General features: G+C 48.6%; 11 protein-coding genes. 6 read left to right on the top strand and 5 right to left on the bottom strand.

The genetic code is table 11. The features are described 5' to 3' along the window. Positions 1–627 precede the first annotated feature (627 nt). The 5 genes from FP815_13480 (at position 628) to FP815_13460 (ending at position 8,326) form a co-directional block, all read left to right on the top strand. Positions 628–2,958, top strand: a complete 2,331-nt coding sequence (locus FP815_13480; GenBank protein ID MBA3015935.1) for a response regulator — start codon at positions 628–630, stop codon at positions 2,956–2,958. A 324-nt stretch (positions 2,959–3,282) separates the two neighbouring features. After that, the gene (locus FP815_13475; protein ID MBA3015934.1) at positions 3,283–4,170 is read left to right on the top strand and encodes a cytochrome C; all 888 of its coding nucleotides are present in this window, start codon (positions 3,283–3,285) and stop codon (positions 4,168–4,170) included. A 121-nt stretch (positions 4,171–4,291) separates the two neighbouring features. Next, positions 4,292–5,518: a hypothetical protein gene (locus FP815_13470; protein ID MBA3015933.1), complete on the top strand. Its 1,227-nt coding sequence runs from the start codon at positions 4,292–4,294 to the stop codon at positions 5,516–5,518. A gap of 170 nt (positions 5,519–5,688) precedes the next feature. Beyond that, the gene (locus FP815_13465) at positions 5,689–7,377 is read left to right on the top strand and encodes a PAS domain S-box protein (GenBank protein MBA3015932.1); all 1,689 of its coding nucleotides are present in this window, start codon (positions 5,689–5,691) and stop codon (positions 7,375–7,377) included. 130 nt (positions 7,378–7,507) lie between these two features. Further along, positions 7,508–8,326 carry a DUF4350 domain-containing protein gene (locus FP815_13460; GenBank protein ID MBA3015931.1) on the top strand — a complete coding sequence of 273 codons (819 nt, stop codon included), beginning with the start codon at positions 7,508–7,510 and terminating at the stop codon, positions 8,324–8,326. A 90-nt stretch (positions 8,327–8,416) separates the two neighbouring features. On the opposite strand, the gene FP815_13455 is transcribed toward FP815_13460, so the two are convergent. The 5 genes from FP815_13455 to FP815_13435 all read right to left on the bottom strand — a co-directional run bounded on the left by FP815_13455 (position 8,417) and on the right by FP815_13435 (position 15,870). Further along, on the bottom strand, positions 8,417–10,519 hold the full coding sequence (locus tag FP815_13455; protein MBA3015930.1) for a DUF1566 domain-containing protein: 2,103 nt from the start codon (positions 10,517–10,519) through the stop codon (positions 8,417–8,419). Then, positions 10,519–11,592, bottom strand: a complete 1,074-nt coding sequence (locus FP815_13450; protein MBA3015929.1) for an MORN motif-containing protein — start codon at positions 11,590–11,592, stop codon at positions 10,519–10,521. Before FP815_13450 ends, FP815_13455 begins: the two co-directional genes overlap by 1 nt. A gap of 339 nt (positions 11,593–11,931) precedes the next feature. Further along, the gene (locus FP815_13445) at positions 11,932–12,690 is read right to left on the bottom strand and encodes a glycosyltransferase family 2 protein (protein MBA3015928.1); all 759 of its coding nucleotides are present in this window, start codon (positions 12,688–12,690) and stop codon (positions 11,932–11,934) included. Position 12,691: 1 nt separating this feature from the next. Then, positions 12,692–14,365 carry a glycosyltransferase family 39 protein gene (locus tag FP815_13440; GenBank protein ID MBA3015927.1) on the bottom strand — a complete coding sequence of 558 codons (1,674 nt, stop codon included), beginning with the start codon at positions 14,363–14,365 and terminating at the stop codon, positions 12,692–12,694. A gap of 17 nt (positions 14,366–14,382) precedes the next feature. Next, positions 14,383–15,870 carry a hypothetical protein gene (locus tag FP815_13435; protein MBA3015926.1) on the bottom strand — a complete coding sequence of 496 codons (1,488 nt, stop codon included), beginning with the start codon at positions 15,868–15,870 and terminating at the stop codon, positions 14,383–14,385. A gap of 311 nt (positions 15,871–16,181) precedes the next feature. Between FP815_13435 and FP815_13430 the strand changes: the two genes are divergently transcribed. Next, complete coding sequence (locus FP815_13430; protein MBA3015925.1) at positions 16,182–17,024, top strand: flagellin; 843 nt, start codon at positions 16,182–16,184, stop codon at positions 17,022–17,024. Positions 17,025–17,272 lie beyond the last annotated feature (248 nt).

Below are 17,272 nucleotides of genomic sequence, written 5' to 3'. Positions count from 1 at the left end.
TAACTGCTACTGTTCATTGTTTCAACGACAGTGCCAGTCACAAGACCTTCCTCCGCCCGAGACACCTTCGCCGAAATCAGGACAGTTATCGCCAAAACAATCAGCACCCCAGCCTTCCATTCTTTCCATGACAGTGTCATAAACATAACCTCCTCTCCTTAACCCATTGATTACAAAACAAACTAAACGACCAAATAACATAAAATACCGAACGCTGGCATTCTTGATATCTCTTGACAACAACACCGGTCCAGGGTAACGAAATCACAGAGTAACTTCCTGTTCGACAGTCTCTATGGATAGACAACGAAGCAATGGAGAACGATAACCAACCAGCAGAGCATACTCCATTACCAGCCCACTTGCCAAGGCGCTAGCCGAGCGGTATAACTCAAATCCACAAATTCTGGTCATTGCCTCTCTGCATAGAAAATTGTACAAGTACAGACATCCTTCTGACCAGCATATTGGCTATCATTGACAGCTGATAAAATAAACCTGTAAAAAATATAGAATTGTATTGAGACAACCTCTTCAAATACTGATGTGCGGGCAGCCTGAAAAATCCCCGAAGCACGTACAGAATAGGCTCATCACTAATCCAGAAAAATCAAGCCCCTCGACCCAATGCATGTAGCCACAACCATCAGAAATTTCCTGGCCAAGAACTACCTGATCAGCCTGCTGGTCCTGTGGAGCACCCTTATCAGCGCCTCAGTCACCTCCAACCTGTACCAAAACCATCGAGACACCGTCGCCAAAGCCAAAATTGAAGCCAGGACCATTTTTCGACACAATATCGCTTACCGAAAATGGAGCACTATGCATGGCGGGATATATACCAAGATTACTGAGAAAAACAAGGACAACCCACACCTGCTCTACAATATCGCAGGCCAGCAAAATGAAGTCGCTTTTGAAATCATCGACCCCTCCCAGGTAACCAGACAAGCTTACGAAGTCCTACACAATCAAGCCCCCAACCTGGCCGCTATCAGCCACACAGTCAGCCTCGACCACCAAAGAACCGCAGATCCATACGACCAACCGGACGAATGGGAGGCCAACGGCCTCCGTACTCTGGAAGCCGGCGAACTCGAAGAGACCAGCACCATCACTACCATCAATAACGCCCCCTACCTCCGGCTACTCATGCCCTATATCGTCGACCGAGGGTGTTTCACCTGCCACGGTCATGAGTTCACCATCGGCAATGTCAGAGGGGGAATGTCTGTGGCCGTTCCCATGCAACCCTATTATGAAACAGCAGTCCAGACCGAACGGACCACAATTATCACCCATATCCTGCTTTGGTTTTTAGGGTGCGTTGCCATTATAAAATTTTCCAACGCTTTCAAGCGCTATCGTTCCACGATCATGGAAAGCGAAAAAAAATTCCGTATCGTCTCCGAATTTGCGTACAACATCGAATACTGGCTCGGCAAAGATCAAAGACTCATCTTTATTTCCCCCTCCTGCCAGGAACTAACCGGATACACCCCCAATGAACTCATCTCCAATCCCGAAATGCTTGAATTAATGATTTACCCAGAGGATCGCTATGCCTACCGGCTATTGATAACTAACGATGACAGCCATAGTTTCACCACCCCCCCTTTACGGATCACCACCAAAAACGGCCAGGAACGATGGGTCACACACACTGTCACCCCCATTTATGCCGACGGAGAATATCTCGGCCGTCGAGGCAGTTGCGTTGATGTAACTGAGCAAAAGAAACTGGAAAAACAGTTAGCCCAATCCAAACAACTTGAATGCTTGGGCCAATTCGCCGGAGGGATCGCCCATGATTTCAACAATGTCCTGGGTTCCATCAATACCTTCGCACATCTATTACGAGAAGAGATAAAAGATACCAATAAAGATGCCGAAGAGTACATCAAGTACATTAAGATTGCTACCAAGCTTGGCAAGAATCTCACCTCTAACTTGTTGTCTTTTGGTAAAAATCAGCTCATAGAAACCAAGAAAACTAGCCTCAGAAAGATTATCACCGACATCTCAGACATCCTCAAAAGCCTGGTCGACGAAAGCTTCCATTACACCTTCAACCTTACTGAAGATGACCTTGAGATAACGGCTGATCCCCATCAGCTCGAACAGATACTGATCAATCTTTGCACCAATGCCCGCGATGCCATGCCGGGTGGCGGGGATATCACTATCAGCACTCGCAACCTGCTGCTCAACACACCATTTGAAGGTTCGCTGGAAACTGTCCCTCAGGACCACTACATGGTTCTCGAGGTCAAAGATTCCGGCCACGGCATTAAACCGGAAAACATAAAAAAAATATGCGAACCTTTTTTCACAACAAAAAGCTCTTCAAAAGGCACCGGGCTTGGGTTATCGATTATTTTCAACATCGTAAAGCAGCACAAAGCGTTCATGAACGTAGAAAGCACAGTCAACCAAGGGACCACTTTTTCTATCTTTATGAAAACCAACGGGCATCACTTCCTTTCCGACTCTCCCCATCAAGACTTGTCGGATACACCACCACTCTCTTCTCCACCAGACAAAGAAAACACCCCTCTCCCAATGGCTGCCGCAAAGCTACCATCACACAGTAAGACCGTCCTTGTTGCCGATGATGATGAATTGATCCGTAGCGCCCTTCAAATCTATCTTGAACATTTAGGATATCAAGTTTTGCTTGCTGAAAACGGTAAAACCGCGATACGCTCTTTTCTTGACAGCCAGGATTCTATTGACCTTGTGATCCTTGATGTTATCATGCCGCACCGCAACGGAAGAGAAGTGTACGACATAATAAGAAAAAACAATAAATTAACACCTGTTCTTTTTGTCAGTGGCGATACCGGTCATATCCTTAGTGATGATATGATCAGGAATGAGCAACTAAACTTTCTTCAAAAACCAATTGATTTTGAAACATTTTCAACGACAATAGCGCGACTTACCGGTAAGGTCTAAAATTAGCTGGCAAACCCTAGTTTTTTCACTTGCGATAGCCGGCTTTGTGTGTTAGAGAAAATCAAATTTTTACTTGCTGTTATTGGCTTTTTTACGTTTCAATCGGGATTATTATCTATTAGCGACTGAGGATTGATAACTCTGACGCTTAAGATAAGTTTAATGTCGTGTCGAAAAAGTCCAAATCAACGTCTCAGGGTAAGGCCACGGGCAACTGTCACAAAAACCTGGCCAAACAGCCCACAATGATATTTGGCAGCAAGTTAGGCAAACACGCCACATCCAACGCAGAACGCATAGGAGAGAGGAATGTCGGGAAAACGTATGTCTTCAGCAATCATTCGCAGGGCGGCAGTCATTGCCAGCCTATCATTTGCCATCTGGGGATGCGCTCAAACACAACCTGCCCCGGCCCCCTTACCGCCTACCACGGCACAAGCAGAACCTGCCAAGACTGTCAGTGCTGAAGAAAAAGCTCTGATTGAAGCCCAGGTGCAGACTGAACTCCAAAACACTGATTGCAGCAAGTGCCACGACACACAGCCCGCAGACATTAAGCGTAATGGCGGCAAGCATCAGACCGAAATTGGCTGTCTCGATTGCCACCTTGAGCATCTCCCTCTTGGAACCAAAACCATCCCTCAATGTTCCATGTGCCACGCTCCTGACACCCAAGAGCATTTCAAACTGCCAAACTGCCTGGAGTGTCATCGTAATCCTCACACACCTCTGGACGTCACAGTGGATGACGTGCCGCCGATCAGCGCCGGGTGCAAGACCTGTCATCCCGAAAAGGGTGAAGAATTGGCTAAGTTCCCGAGCAAACACACCGCCTTGAACTGCACCTTCTGCCATCCAACCAAACATAAGCAGATCAAGAAATGCCTCGAGTGCCATACCCCTCATGCAGATTTCATGGTTTATGAAGACTGCCTGGCCTGTCACCAACCACACAGTCCGCTCAATATCCAATATGCAGACGAAACTCCTTCTAAAAATTGTGGTGCCTGTCATGATACAATCTTGAGCCAGCTCTTAAATAGCAAAGCAAAACATGGAGAACTTACCTGTGCCTTCTGCCATAAGACCAAACATCCGACAGTACCGAATTGCAGCGATTGCCACAAAAATCCTCATGACAACGCAATGATGAGCACTTTTAACAGCGAGTGCCTGAAGTGCCATAGAAACCCGCATGATTTGATCTATTAATCTACCACCAAGGGGTTAACTCCGGGTCTCTTTCTAGATCACTAGTGTCGTAAGCGCTAGAATCTAAAAAAAGACCCGGTATTTTTTTATAGTCGCTATCACAAACAAAGAGGGAGAGAAAATGAAAAAGACAGCACACGTTGTACGTCGTTACCTTGGCATCTGCTGCCTGCTTGCCGGGGCACTGATTGCCGTGAGCGCCACCACAGCTCAAGCCAGAACCGGAAAAGTCACCCTGACCGACAAGATCCAGCAAGTACCACCCCGTCCAGCCCTCTTTGACAAGACAACACAACCGCTCACCATGGAGCAATGCGTCCAATGCCATTTCGCCGTCTTCAACACCCTCAAGGCATCAGGCAACCGTCACCAGAAAGAGTGCACCTTCTGTCACGAAGTCTACCACACCTATGCTCCTGGCAAGGTTGAGTATACCGATGCATTACCGAAATGTGTTGATTGCCACGGCTACCCCCATGGCGAAAAAGAGGACACCAAGACATGCGGTAATTGCCATTCTAACGCCCATGCGCCACTTAATCTGCCAAGCGTTAAACAGGACCTGTGTTCAAATTGCCACAGTGGCCCGCCACAACAATTGAAAGAATTCCCCAGCAAGCACACAGACTTGGCGTGCACCGACTGTCACACCAAGCACGGATTCATCCCGAGCTGCCTGAGCTGTCATAGTCAGGAAGGGCGCAGACCATACCACCTTGTTGGAGTTGAACCGAAGGTATGTCTGACCTGTCATGCCGGTCCGCATAAACCCATGGTCATTGCTTACGCCGAAAATACCCCCAAGGAATACTGTGGCAACTGCCATAAGAACGCGAGTCATGCCCAGGTCTACCAGACTGTAACCAAGGCTAATTCCAAGCACAACACCGAGATCACCTGTGCCGCCTGTCATGACACTCATGGCAAGATTCCTTCCTGCTTCAAGTGTCACGACCAGGAAGGTCACCGTGCCAACCTCAAAGATGAAGACTGTTTACGTTGCCACACCAACCCGCATGACCCAATGAATATCTCCTTTATTCCAACCGAAACAAAAGAAGTGTGCGGCGGCTGCCATACCGAAGTCTATAATACCTTAATAGGGAGCAAGACTAGGCACACCAACCAGACCTGCTCCTTCTGTCATCCCAAGCACGGCCTGATCCCGACCTGCCAAAGCTGTCACGGCAACCCACACGGCGAGGCGATGGTCGCTCAATTCGGTGGCAAGTGTGATGGATGTCACGACATTGCTCATAAGATCAAAGGCAGGATGAAGGACGACAAGCAAGGATCTCTTACCGAAGCAGGCAAGAAGGGCGTCCTCACCTCAGGTCAAAAGAAGTAACTTCCACACCAAACGAGTCTTGATCGGTGTTTATGGACCGATCAAGACTCGTTTGGTCAAGTTTATCGTTCCACAATGATTTCAGTAGTATTAATTCCCAGTTAAAAGTAAAAAGGGTTACTAGCAAGCTAGTAACCCTTTTTACTTTTACGAGTCTTCGATAAACGTCTATGCCTGACCTTAGCGCTTATAATGTCATCCATTGTCGACCAGAACCTTGGATTTGCTGCGATTACGAGGGTAATGTTCTGTCCGTGAATCCAGCATGGACCTCTTTTTGTGCCGAAACTCTGGCAACAACATTTACCCTCACACGTAACTTTTTTGAGCAGCTTCCGTCTCCCTTTACAGACGTATGCCGAAATCATCTCGACAGAAGACAACACAGTATCTCTGAACAAATTCTCTATGAGATTAACTGTCTGGTAACACCAGATCACCACTTCTTGTTACTCAGCTTCGCCCCCCTGATGGACAACCAGAACAACGGCGCCCACTCTCCCGGTTGGTCGCTGGTGATCAGCAACACCTGCGAAAAAGAACCATCCAGGCCCCCAGGATTCCATACGGGAAATGAAAACGAGACACTCCCCTCAGTGTACCCTAACGTGCCAACCGCTCTTCTTGCTAAAGAGATCGCTGATCGTAAACTCGCAGAACAGAACCTCGAAGAAAGCCGGGATCGCCTGACTCAAATTATCCATGGCAACTCAATCGCTACCTTCGTTATCGATCAACATCATAAAATTACCCACTGGAATAAAGCCCTTGAGCGACTCACCGGCATATCCAGTAAAAATATCATAGGCACATCAGAACATTGGAAGGCCTTCTACTCACAGAAACGACCCACCATGGCCGACTTAATACTAGACCAGGTTACTGAAGAGAAAATCCATGAGTTCTATGCCGGAAAATACAATCGTTCTCAACTGGTGGATGACTCGTATGAAGTGGAAGATTTCTTTGAATTAAATGGTAAGGAGACATGGCTTTTCTTTACCGCAGCGCCAATCAAAAGCCGCACAGGAGCTTTGATCGGCGCAGTAGAGACGTTGCAGGATATCACCCGCCGCAAGACCATGGAACAGGAAATTCTTCAATACCAGACGGTTCTGGAGAATAAGGTCGAAGAACGAACATACCAACTGAAAAAAACCTACGAACAGTTGCTTCACGCCGAAAAGCTTAGCGCCGTAGGCAAACTCGCGGCCTCAATAGCCCATGAGTTCGGCAACCCTATTATCGGTATCCGCAATTTTCTGCAAGGGATTCAAAAGACGACAAGCTTCTCCCAGGATGACGCAGAACTCCTCGAATTGGCCATCCAGGAATGCCAACGGGTAAAAGACCTGATCAGCAACCTGCAAAATTTCAACCGCCCCACCAGCGGAACCATGGCCCCAATGGATCTACACCAAGCGCTCAACGACCTGTTACTTTTCTGCAAGAAAAGTTTCAGGGAAAGGCACATTATGATCAGGAAAAAATTCTCCCCTAACTTACCATTAATCCATGCCGTCCATGACCAGGTCAAACAGGTTATCTTGAACTGCTTGAATAATGCCCAGGAAGCCATCCCTGAACATGGTGGCTCCATCCTGCTCACCACCGAATACACAGCAAAGGCTGTCATGCTCCATATCCGGGATACTGGAAAGGGTATCGACGAGTCGGACCTGGTGTCGATTTTTGAACCATTCTTCTCCACTAAACCAGCAGTCGAAGGTACCGGCCTAGGACTATCGGTAAGTTATGGCATCATGAAACGTCACCAAGGAAAAATCGAGGTTACCGACACCTCAAGCCAAGGAACAACCTTTACCATCAGCTTCCCAATCCCTTCCTCGACACATTAAACATGCACTAGCGGGGCATCCCGAAGATACCCAAAAGGTTCAGCATCCGTTAGGAAGAGGGCAAGGCATCGCCAAATATATTTCCAAACTCAAGACTGTTCTCAACCTACTCAATACCATGGAGAATCGTATGAACGACAGAACACAAAGCAGAGAGCTGTCACCGACCATTAAGAAAATTGGCCTCATCTGCCTCATGGCTTCATTGCTGACGATTGGGGCCTGCAAACGCGTAGCGCCACCGCCTGTCGTCCTCTTCGACCAAAGTCACGGCCAACAATTTTTAGTGGAAAATGACAAGGAGCTTGACCTCTCACAGTTGGGAGAGATCTTTACCGCTAAAGGCTTTCAAGTCAAATCATCGCCTCCAGATCAAGCGTTCACCGACAACACCCTCCATGGAGTCTCCACCCTGATCATCTCGGGGGCTTTCAAGCCGATCAATGACTCAGAAATCACAGTAATTAAAAAATTTCTCGATAATGGCGGGCAAGTCTGTGTGATGCTGCATATAGGTTCACCGGTTACCGCCCTGCTCAATAACCTTGGAGTCGCGGTCTCCAACGGCGTGATCAGAGAACACAATAATATGCCTCACCCTGAAAATCCCACTGATTTCTTTGTCGCTAATTTCCCCACCCATCCTCTGACCAAAAACCTCACCCACATCAACTTATACGGGACATGGGCTCTGAATAGCGAGCACCAGGCCAACATAATCGCAAAGACCACCCCTCAGGCCTGGGTGGACCTAAACGGTAACAAAACCTTTGACTCAGACGGGGATGCGATCCAAGCATTTACAGTGATAGTAACTGGCCAACTCGGCCATGGCCACTTCGTTGTCTTTGGAGACGATGCGATATTTCAGAACCGCTTTCTCGTCGGCCCCAACCAGCAACTGGCCATTAACTTGGTCGAATGGTTAAAGAATGGAAGTTATTATTAATGAAGCAGAGTTCTATGCTGCGATAGTAAAAAAAAGCCTCTGAAAAAGCAGATGCCGCGCCCTGTGATCATTACGTCGTTTGAAGGCCAATTATTCACCACCGCCGGGAATAACCACCGACACCGTAACCTCGGATCTCACCTCATCCATCAAGCCATTAGGAATAGTGTCCACCGCAAAGTGAAAATCATACACCCCGGGAGGGAGACCGTTGGCCGCGCTCCGAAAGATCTCATAATTAATCAGATTGAACAAGGGTCCTTGGTAAACAGGCTTAGCCCTATCTGTCCAGGTTCTAATCGACGTCAGCCACAAACGTTTCTCATCCGGGGTATCGTACCAGAACCAAAAATCAGCCGCCTCCCGCAAACCAAAGGTATGCAGATACACCGCCAATGAAATAGGGTCCTTCGGAGATAGAGTAATATAATTACCGATTGTATTAGCCGTCAGATTCAAAAGTGGCTCAAGAGCTTGTTCCCCCGCAGCAGGAAGCTTCCGGTGAGGCCAGACAAAAAATTTGAGAGACTTCGGATAATTCCCGGCCTTCCCCGTCTTTAGTGTAACTGCGTCAGCAAAATATAAATTCAACGGTGTTTCGGTTCCGCTCCAATAAATACCACTGCTCTGAACATTATGAAGACCTTGGCGACTAAGCCACGCGGCACTATCTTTTTCTTCGGCATTAATCAGATCCAGCAACTCTTGAAACGTCGGCATCACCCAGTCTTCAGCACTCCCCTCATAACCTTCACACTTGATCGCGTACCGACGGCTCGCCTGAGTCTGTTTCCCCAAAGATCTCGTGGCCGTGGCTTGGGCATTAAGTCTATCAACCGCAGCCCCAGCCTCTTTCCAACTCTTCTTGCCAAAACAATTTGCATCGGTAAGCCAATTGATGCCAGTAATAACATCAAGACTGGTACCATCACCATTATTGACGAATCTGCCCCCCGGAGGCCATTTAATCTCCATGACCACCTCTGGATCAATTTCCAACACATAACGAGAATCGACTCCCATAACCCCACGATTGAGAGCAGCCTCCTTCCGAGGCCGTTCTGGACCTAGAACACCCTGCCTTACAAGTAAAACGCGCCGTTTTTCCGCCTTATTTACAGGCAAGATCGCCCCAGTTTCCATATCACCAACAAAGGCATACTCTGGAGCGCCCACCACTGTAGTCGCAGTCCAGTATCCAGTTGGCATTACTCGATGGAAAGGATGCTCTGGACTTAAAGCTGGGTAGTCTGTCCTATAATCAATCAAACTTCTAAGCTCGACCACATTCGGCAAAGACCAATCCGTCTTTACTCCCCGTAATGATGGGCAATCCGCAACGCCACCGTTACCTGTAACCTGATTGGCAACAGATAATGCCCCTTGCCAATCAAGCATCGGGAGACAGGCAGCATCCTGAAGCCAACTCAAGCCGGTCTGCAGATCAGTAACCGTGCCATCTCCGTTATCCAAAAACCGTTGGGGTGATGAGTCCGCTAATACACTTACCGGGCTAACCAGAGATGGTTGCCCTCCCCCTTTGCTGTCCTTATCTTTCTCACTTCCCGGCAACCGCGCAACAAGCACAAAGTGCCGTTCTAATTTACTCACAGCCGAGATTGAACCGTTCGCAAAACTCACACTCCATGCGTTCTGCTGATTCCGATGAGGCGTTGCAGACCAGTAAGCGCCATTTTGGACCTCACTAAACCCAATCAATCGGAGCGAATCACCAATCACCGGGGCCTGGGCATCAACCAAAGAGGCAAGCTGCGCAAGATCAGGCACAAACCAGTCGTTGTATTTAACCTTCATTCCGGGGCAGATAATCTCTCCCCGATTAAAATCAGACAGAGCTTGCAGGGCCGTAGGCCATGGCAGATCCCTAAAGCAATTCCCAGCCTTAAGCCACATTAGTCCTGTCAAGCCATCAGAGATTGTGCCATCGGCATTAACAACAAAACGGGGGTCAGGCCAGACCGCGCCACGCTGAAACTCACCATCCTGGCCTGATCCCTTAAAGTCGATGACCTTACCTGATTGATCATAAGTCAAAACTTGCCCCGTACGGGGCAAAATGACGATAGGAGACGGCGCACCATCTGCTGCTAATGATGATGCTGCGCCCCCAAAAGAAGAGGGAATCCAAGCCAAGGCGGCAGACCCAAGAATCAATAACAACACCACCTTCATTACTTTGCCCCTTTACTCTCAGATTTCGGTTGTCCAAGAGGCTCAGATGACGATGGCAAGCTATCCAGCAGCTCGACACCCTTATCCCCAAGAGGCTGCTCCTCTTCATCCGGAGTCAAAGTGATCACGGCCTCAGGCATTGAACTCTTATGATCATCATTTTCAAGAAATACGTTATCGACGAAATCACCTTCAAGCCGTTCTCCGTCCTTGCTGATCAACACCCCACGGCCATTGTATTTTCCATCCCGAAACATACCCCTATATTCAGTGCCATCAACAGAGGTAAACACCCCCTGTCCCTTAAATTGTCCCTTCTCAAACTGCCCCTTATACTTACGACCATCCCGCCAGGTCATCGTACCCTGGCCGAAGAACTCGCCATCACGGAACTCACCTTCGAACCGGGTGCCATCATCCAGAACCAGAACCCCAAGTCCATGATATATCCCCTTCTTGAACAATCCGTTATACATCGTGCCGTCGACAAATGTTTTTTTACCCTGACCTTCAGAGATACCTTCCTTAAATGCACCCTCGTAGGTGCTGCCATCAGACTCTGTTAATTTTCCCTGCCCCCAGAACAGCTTATTTTTATATTGTCCTTCGTAATGGCGGCCACTCGCGTCAATCATCACCCCATTTCCCCGGAAAAACTCCCCGTTACGCCACAACCCCTTAAAATAAGAACCATTAGTCAAAAACTTATCGCCTTGCCCGTTAGCCACTCCACGATAGAATTGTCCCACATATTTATCACCGTCCCCTTCTATCAGGGTGCCTGCTCCCATAGTCAATCCCTTCAGAAAGATTCCTTCCAAGACACTGCCATCATGAGCGATTAAGGCGCCCTTGCCTTCTGGCAAACCGTTCATAAACTGCCCAACATACTTGTCTCCGTTATCGTAGAGCATCATACCCTGACCGTCTTGACAGTCTCCTCGCTCACAGCGACTACCAGACGACACGGCTGAAGCAACAGAACTACTAACCCAAAAAATGGTGACCAGAATCGCCGCGGCAACCAGACCAGCGCTAACACGCAGCATAATATTGATAGACATTACCACCATAATAAATTAGATATCTATTTGTATTTAATCAAGTTAACAGCAAGAAGGTACCGATGTTCGGATCAAAAGATGGCACTGTATAAATCTCAGTGGTAACTATCAGCCCTTGGCAGAGGACATTCCCGTCAACTGCTCCCCTGAGCGACAAATTTCTTAAGCTAAAGCTAATAATCTCGCAAAAAATCACGGGATGGCTAAGCAAAAGGGCCGATATACAGGAAAGCGAGCGAAGAGAGACTCCGAGGCGCAGGGTGTTTTTGTGAATGAGGCCACACATATGGTGTGCCGAATGAGCAAAAATATGCTGCAACGCAGTAGATCGGACTTTTTGCGACGCCATCAAAGCTCTCTTACCCCAGGGAACAACGCTGAGTGCACCAAGCCTAGAGTAGCTAGGCGATAGCTGATGGCGGTCTTCAGACAACCAATACCGTAAGTTATACTCCTGGACAAATTAATTGACGAGGCTTCGGCAAAATACTTGGTCGGGCAACTCACCTCGGCAATGGTGTAACCATGCCAGAGCACCTGAGCCAACATCTGGTTATCAAAAACAAAATCATCAGAATTCACCGTCAGATCAATCGATTCAAGTAACTCCCTGGAAAAAGCCCGATAGCCGGTATGATACTCAGACAACTTGGCATCCAACAAAATGTTTTCAACCAAGGTTAAAATCCGGTTGGCAATGTATTTCCACAACGGCATCCCACCTTTAAGGGCATGGCCACCAAGAATCCTGGACCCCAGAACGCAATGATACAAGCCATTACCGATCATTGACGCCATAGCCGGAATCAGCATCGGCGTATATTGATAATCTGGATGAACCATAATGACGATGCCAGCTCCCTCTTCCAAAGCAATTCGGTAACATGACTTTTGATTGCCACCATAGCCCATATTCTGTTCGTGGACATGGACTATGGTGTGAGGAAGAGTCCGAGCCAGGGCAGCGGTCTGATCATGACTCGCGTCATCGACCACGATTACCAGATCGACTACCCCCTGAGCCATGACCTCGTCATAGGTCTTTCTCAAGGTTTCTGACGCGTTATACGCGGGCATCACCACCACAATCTTTTTTCCCTGATACACTCTACTTCTCCTCTCCGGTTTCCGCGTTTTTCTTCCGCAACACCTCAATCCAATAAGGAGTTTGAGGCGGCCAGACGCTTTCTGTCTGCCATGAATAACGGGTTGTTTTCTCGAAAATTTCCACAACACCAACCCGCTGATAGCCCTCTTTATACCCTGTAAACCACTCATAAATCAAGAAATGAGAGTCGGGTCGCTGCAACCACGAGGTATCAATTCGGACAAAAAGAAGATACTCCGGCTTGGCCGCTTCAATCTCGGCAATAAGTCGCCGTTGCATCTCTAGAGCAAACTCATGGCCCTCCATCAACGGATACATATAAATATATCCCGTTGCTGAGCGGCGATTGGCGTAAAAAAAGATTTGCGGTTCTGATCCGATAATCGCGATGGTATCAGACGGTTTACTGTTCTTCTGAATAAAACTGGCTATCTCCAGAGATTCATTAAACGGGTTCGGCCAATACGTAGCAATACTCGCTTGAGCTGGTGACAACTGAAATAAAAAGTGACGCTGACGGTACAGTGTCCCTCCCAACAGAAGGGAGAGGAGGATAACTCCCACTACCACAGTTCGTCCCTGCCCATTATCTCTGGCAACAATCCAAGCAGCGGCAACAATGCCGACTCCACCGAGCAAGGCTGCGGCAGGAAGCAATAAAACAAAATAGTGCGGCCGAAAAAAAAATCCTGGGCAAACTGAGAGAATTGAAAATAGTGTAAAGCCTAAGACAACCCAGGGGCGGCTCACCCCACGATATCGAACAAGACAAACGAGAACACCAAAACCTGAGGCCGCCCACGGGAGCGGTGAGGCCCACCACATAACAGAGACTCTCTCTGCCATGTTAGCCCATGCTGCAGACCAGGGAACCTGGGTAGCATAGGCCCTGGCATAATCGATGGTCCAAAACCAGAATTGTTCAAAGACACCTGCCTTCAACAAGAGAAGGCAGGTGAGGCCATAAGGCAGAAGGGTCCCGAGAGTAAGGATGAAGACAGATCTGATAACCTGCCGAACCTGGTAACGGCCAATGATCCCTTCAACAACAACAAAAAAACCAGCCCAAAGGGCAAAGAGCGCTCCATGCTGCTTGATAAGTACCCCAATCCCCAGAAGGACCCCACTGAAAAAAATGAGCCATAAGCGCTTTAAATCAAGACCAATACTCAGAATCAAAGCGCCAAAAAGGACCGGCACCAGGACAAAATGCTCCGCATTGGCAAAGACCCCCTGCACTGCCTGTCCCACCGACAACACGGCAAATAACGCCCCGGCACAGATCCCAGCAAATGGGCCTGCGATACGGCGCCCCAGTAAGAAAAGCAGCACAATACTCGCTACATTCGCACACAAGAGGCCAAGATGAATGCCAGTCTGAGTATTGCCAAAGACGGCAAGGATCACCGCATACACCGCATAGATACCCGGCAGCTTCATATTATAGAGAAGCTGATAAGGAGGAACTCCCTGAAGCAACAGCTGCCCACCATAGGCATACTCGCCCTCATCCCGTTCCAGCGAGACATCGAGAAGATGCCAGCGTAACCAGATTGTGCCAACAACAATAGCCAACACCGCCAGCCACTGCCAGGGATCAGAACAGGAACGGACTATGTTTTTCTCAGCCAGGTGATCCGCAATCTCTGTTCTATGGGTACCTCGTATATCCATACCGTTATGGGCTCTCGTCAAAAGTACCACTCAGGGCCTGCATTCCGCAAGAACCAAGGAAACTCGCCAAACACAAAGAGAGTTGCCACCGCGAGTCCAAGCAGAACTTGCCACCAGCGAGGAGTCTTCGCAATCAGGCCCTGCGCCGTCAGCAGATAGAGAGGGACCAGCACCGGAAACATGTACCGTCCCGTCAAAGCAAGTCCCATCGCCCCGCTTACCCGATAAATCGTGTAGTTGACCCCCTGCATCAAGAAAAAAGAATAAAAAATGGCCACAATAATCACAGCTTCAAGACCCGGCACCAGTAACGCTCGGCCACGAAAGAGCCAAAGAATCGCGGATAGAAGGAATATGGCATAATAAGGATAGAAATCAGACTCATATTTAAACAGGGAAAGGTGCGCTGCCACACTGTAAGTCCTGGAGACAACCACCTCGACCCATTCCATGGCATAACGCCCTCGCCCCATGCGCGGAGAGGGGCCATTTTGTTTATTATTAACCACCTCAGCCAGTCTGTTCCAGGCCGAAGCCCGATCACCGGGATCACGAATCTGCAAAGCAAGCCGCTGCGCATCAAGCAAGGTCAATTTCCCCGATTGATACTCACGGACCACATAGTCTCGGACAAACAAACGATTCTGCAAGCAAGCCTCCACAGGCAATACTTGATTCATGCCTGGCATGACCGAGCCAAAACGAATATAATTTCCTCCGTAAAGAGCTAAGTTAGCCGCTAATGCGCAAAAACAGAGTCCTGCCAGAACAGCCTCCCTGCCACGTAGCGACACCACGAGGGAAGGCACAACCTTCACAAATTCAAGCAGACGTCTCCGCTCAGTAAAGACAACAGCCAGCAGCAAGCCGAGGCCATACGGCAGTAGCACGATTTTAGTTAGAGTCCCGATCAAAGTGAAAAAACAACCCCACAATGCGTGGACAACCAGCCGCCTTTGAAAGAAAAGTACCAGGTAATAGAGCGAGAGGACCGCAAGCAAAGTAGACAACGAATCATAACTTACCGCAGCAGACACAAAGGAGAACATTACCGTATTCGTCACCATGATCATGAACAGACAGCAAACTGCCGGGGCAAGCATCATGACCCTGGACAAACGCCAGGCAAAAGCTACTGTGACCAGGGAAATCGCCACATTGACCAAACGCAAAAATATCAGGTCACTGACCGGCAATATATTACAGACCACAACTTTACCCATCAGAAAAAAATACAAGCTCGGAATATGGGTTATGAGTCCAAAGGGATAAGATTCAGGAGAGTCCACCGGAAGAAACAGTGAACGGGAAAACACCTCGACCATACCGAACCAGGAAGCCTCGTCAGGAAATACCCGCTCCCTGATTCGCAGAGCAAAAAAACACATCTTGGCAGCAAAATAGAGCAACATAAGCCAGAAGGCGATGGATTCAAACCGACCAGACTGAGGCTTTCCGGCAATTGGTTGCGGAGGACAGAACGAACTATGGTGATGATCAGACATCAAGGGAAACATCCTCCCGGCACAGGTATGACACCTGTCAAAGATTTTTTCATTTTGTGTACGGACTTAAAGGGCACTGACGTTCTGCCCTCGTGGGTAACACCGCGTGCAATCCGCTGAGCAAGAAATTGCGATCAGCTTATCAGACCACCTCTTTTTCGCCAAGCACCATTTTAAGCGCTTTTTTTTTGTGAACTCCGGCATTATACTAAGTTAACAAGGATTGATGTTCTCGGGAAAAGTCCGTATTTTCCTAGCCAGGTTTTCCGAAATAGCACCTCACAACTCGACCCAGCACAGGAGGAATCGCCATGAAAGCTATTAACAATACCACACAAAGCCTCTTTACTGGCAATCAACTGCAGAAGACGGAACAAAATCTGCTTTCCATCCTGGGGAAAATATCAAACGGGAAACGCCTCAACCAGGCGAGCGATGACGCGGCAAGTCTTGCCATCGCCAACTCTTTGGGCAACCAGGCCCGAGGCTTCGGCCAATCAATCAGCAACGCCTACGACGCCGTCGCTATCGCCCAGATCGCCGATGGCACACTCGGCCAAGCCAGCGAACTAATCAGTTCCATCCGGGTTCAGGCCCTGCAAGCGGCCAACGGCAGCCAATCTGCACAAAGCCGCCAGGCCCTCCAGGCCGATATCGACAAATCCATCAACCAGCTGGACTCACTCGCCAAGACAACAACGTACAATGGACAATCACTCTTGACCGGAAAGTTCACTGACAAAAACTTTCAAACCGGGCCTGACCCAGGGCAAACCTCCACCCTGTCCCTCGGCTCCATTCAACCAGCTCAATTAGGTAATCAAGAACTGGGAACCATGGCGGAGATCAATGTTCTTTCCGAGCAAGGGGCCCAGAACGCGGTGGGGATCGTTGATGTAGCGCTATCACAGATCAATGCCATGCGATCTGATGTCGGTTCGCGGCAAAACCAACTCTCTTCAACCATTGCCAACCTTGCCACCACACGAATCAACACCATGGCTGCCGAATCCACCATTCGTGATCTCGATTTCGCAGAAGAATCAACCAATCTCGCCACCATGGAAATTCTGAGCAAAGCGCAGCTCTTCGCCACGACCCAGGCCAATTCCAACAAAAAAAATGTATTCAATCTCCTCCAAGGACAATTTTAATGATTGCGTCGGCAAGCTTTCAATAATTTCATTCATAGAATCTATCTGTTCGATTCCTTCACCAAACTCTGTAATAATGCGCAATAAACCATTCCGCCCCCCGATCCATTCGGAAAACCTCTCTCCAGATAAACTTTTCAAAGTTTATCTGGGACAATCTCGCAAAAAGTCCGGGGATGGCTAAGCAAAAGGTGCGATATACAAGGCGCGGGGTGTGTTTTGTGAGTGAGGCCATACATATGGTATGC

The sequence above is a fragment of the Desulfobulbaceae bacterium genome, from assembly GCA_013792005.1.
Taxonomy (GTDB): domain Bacteria; phylum Desulfobacterota; class Desulfobulbia; order Desulfobulbales; family VMSU01; genus VMSU01.
This window is presented reverse-complemented; position numbering and strand designations above follow the sequence as displayed.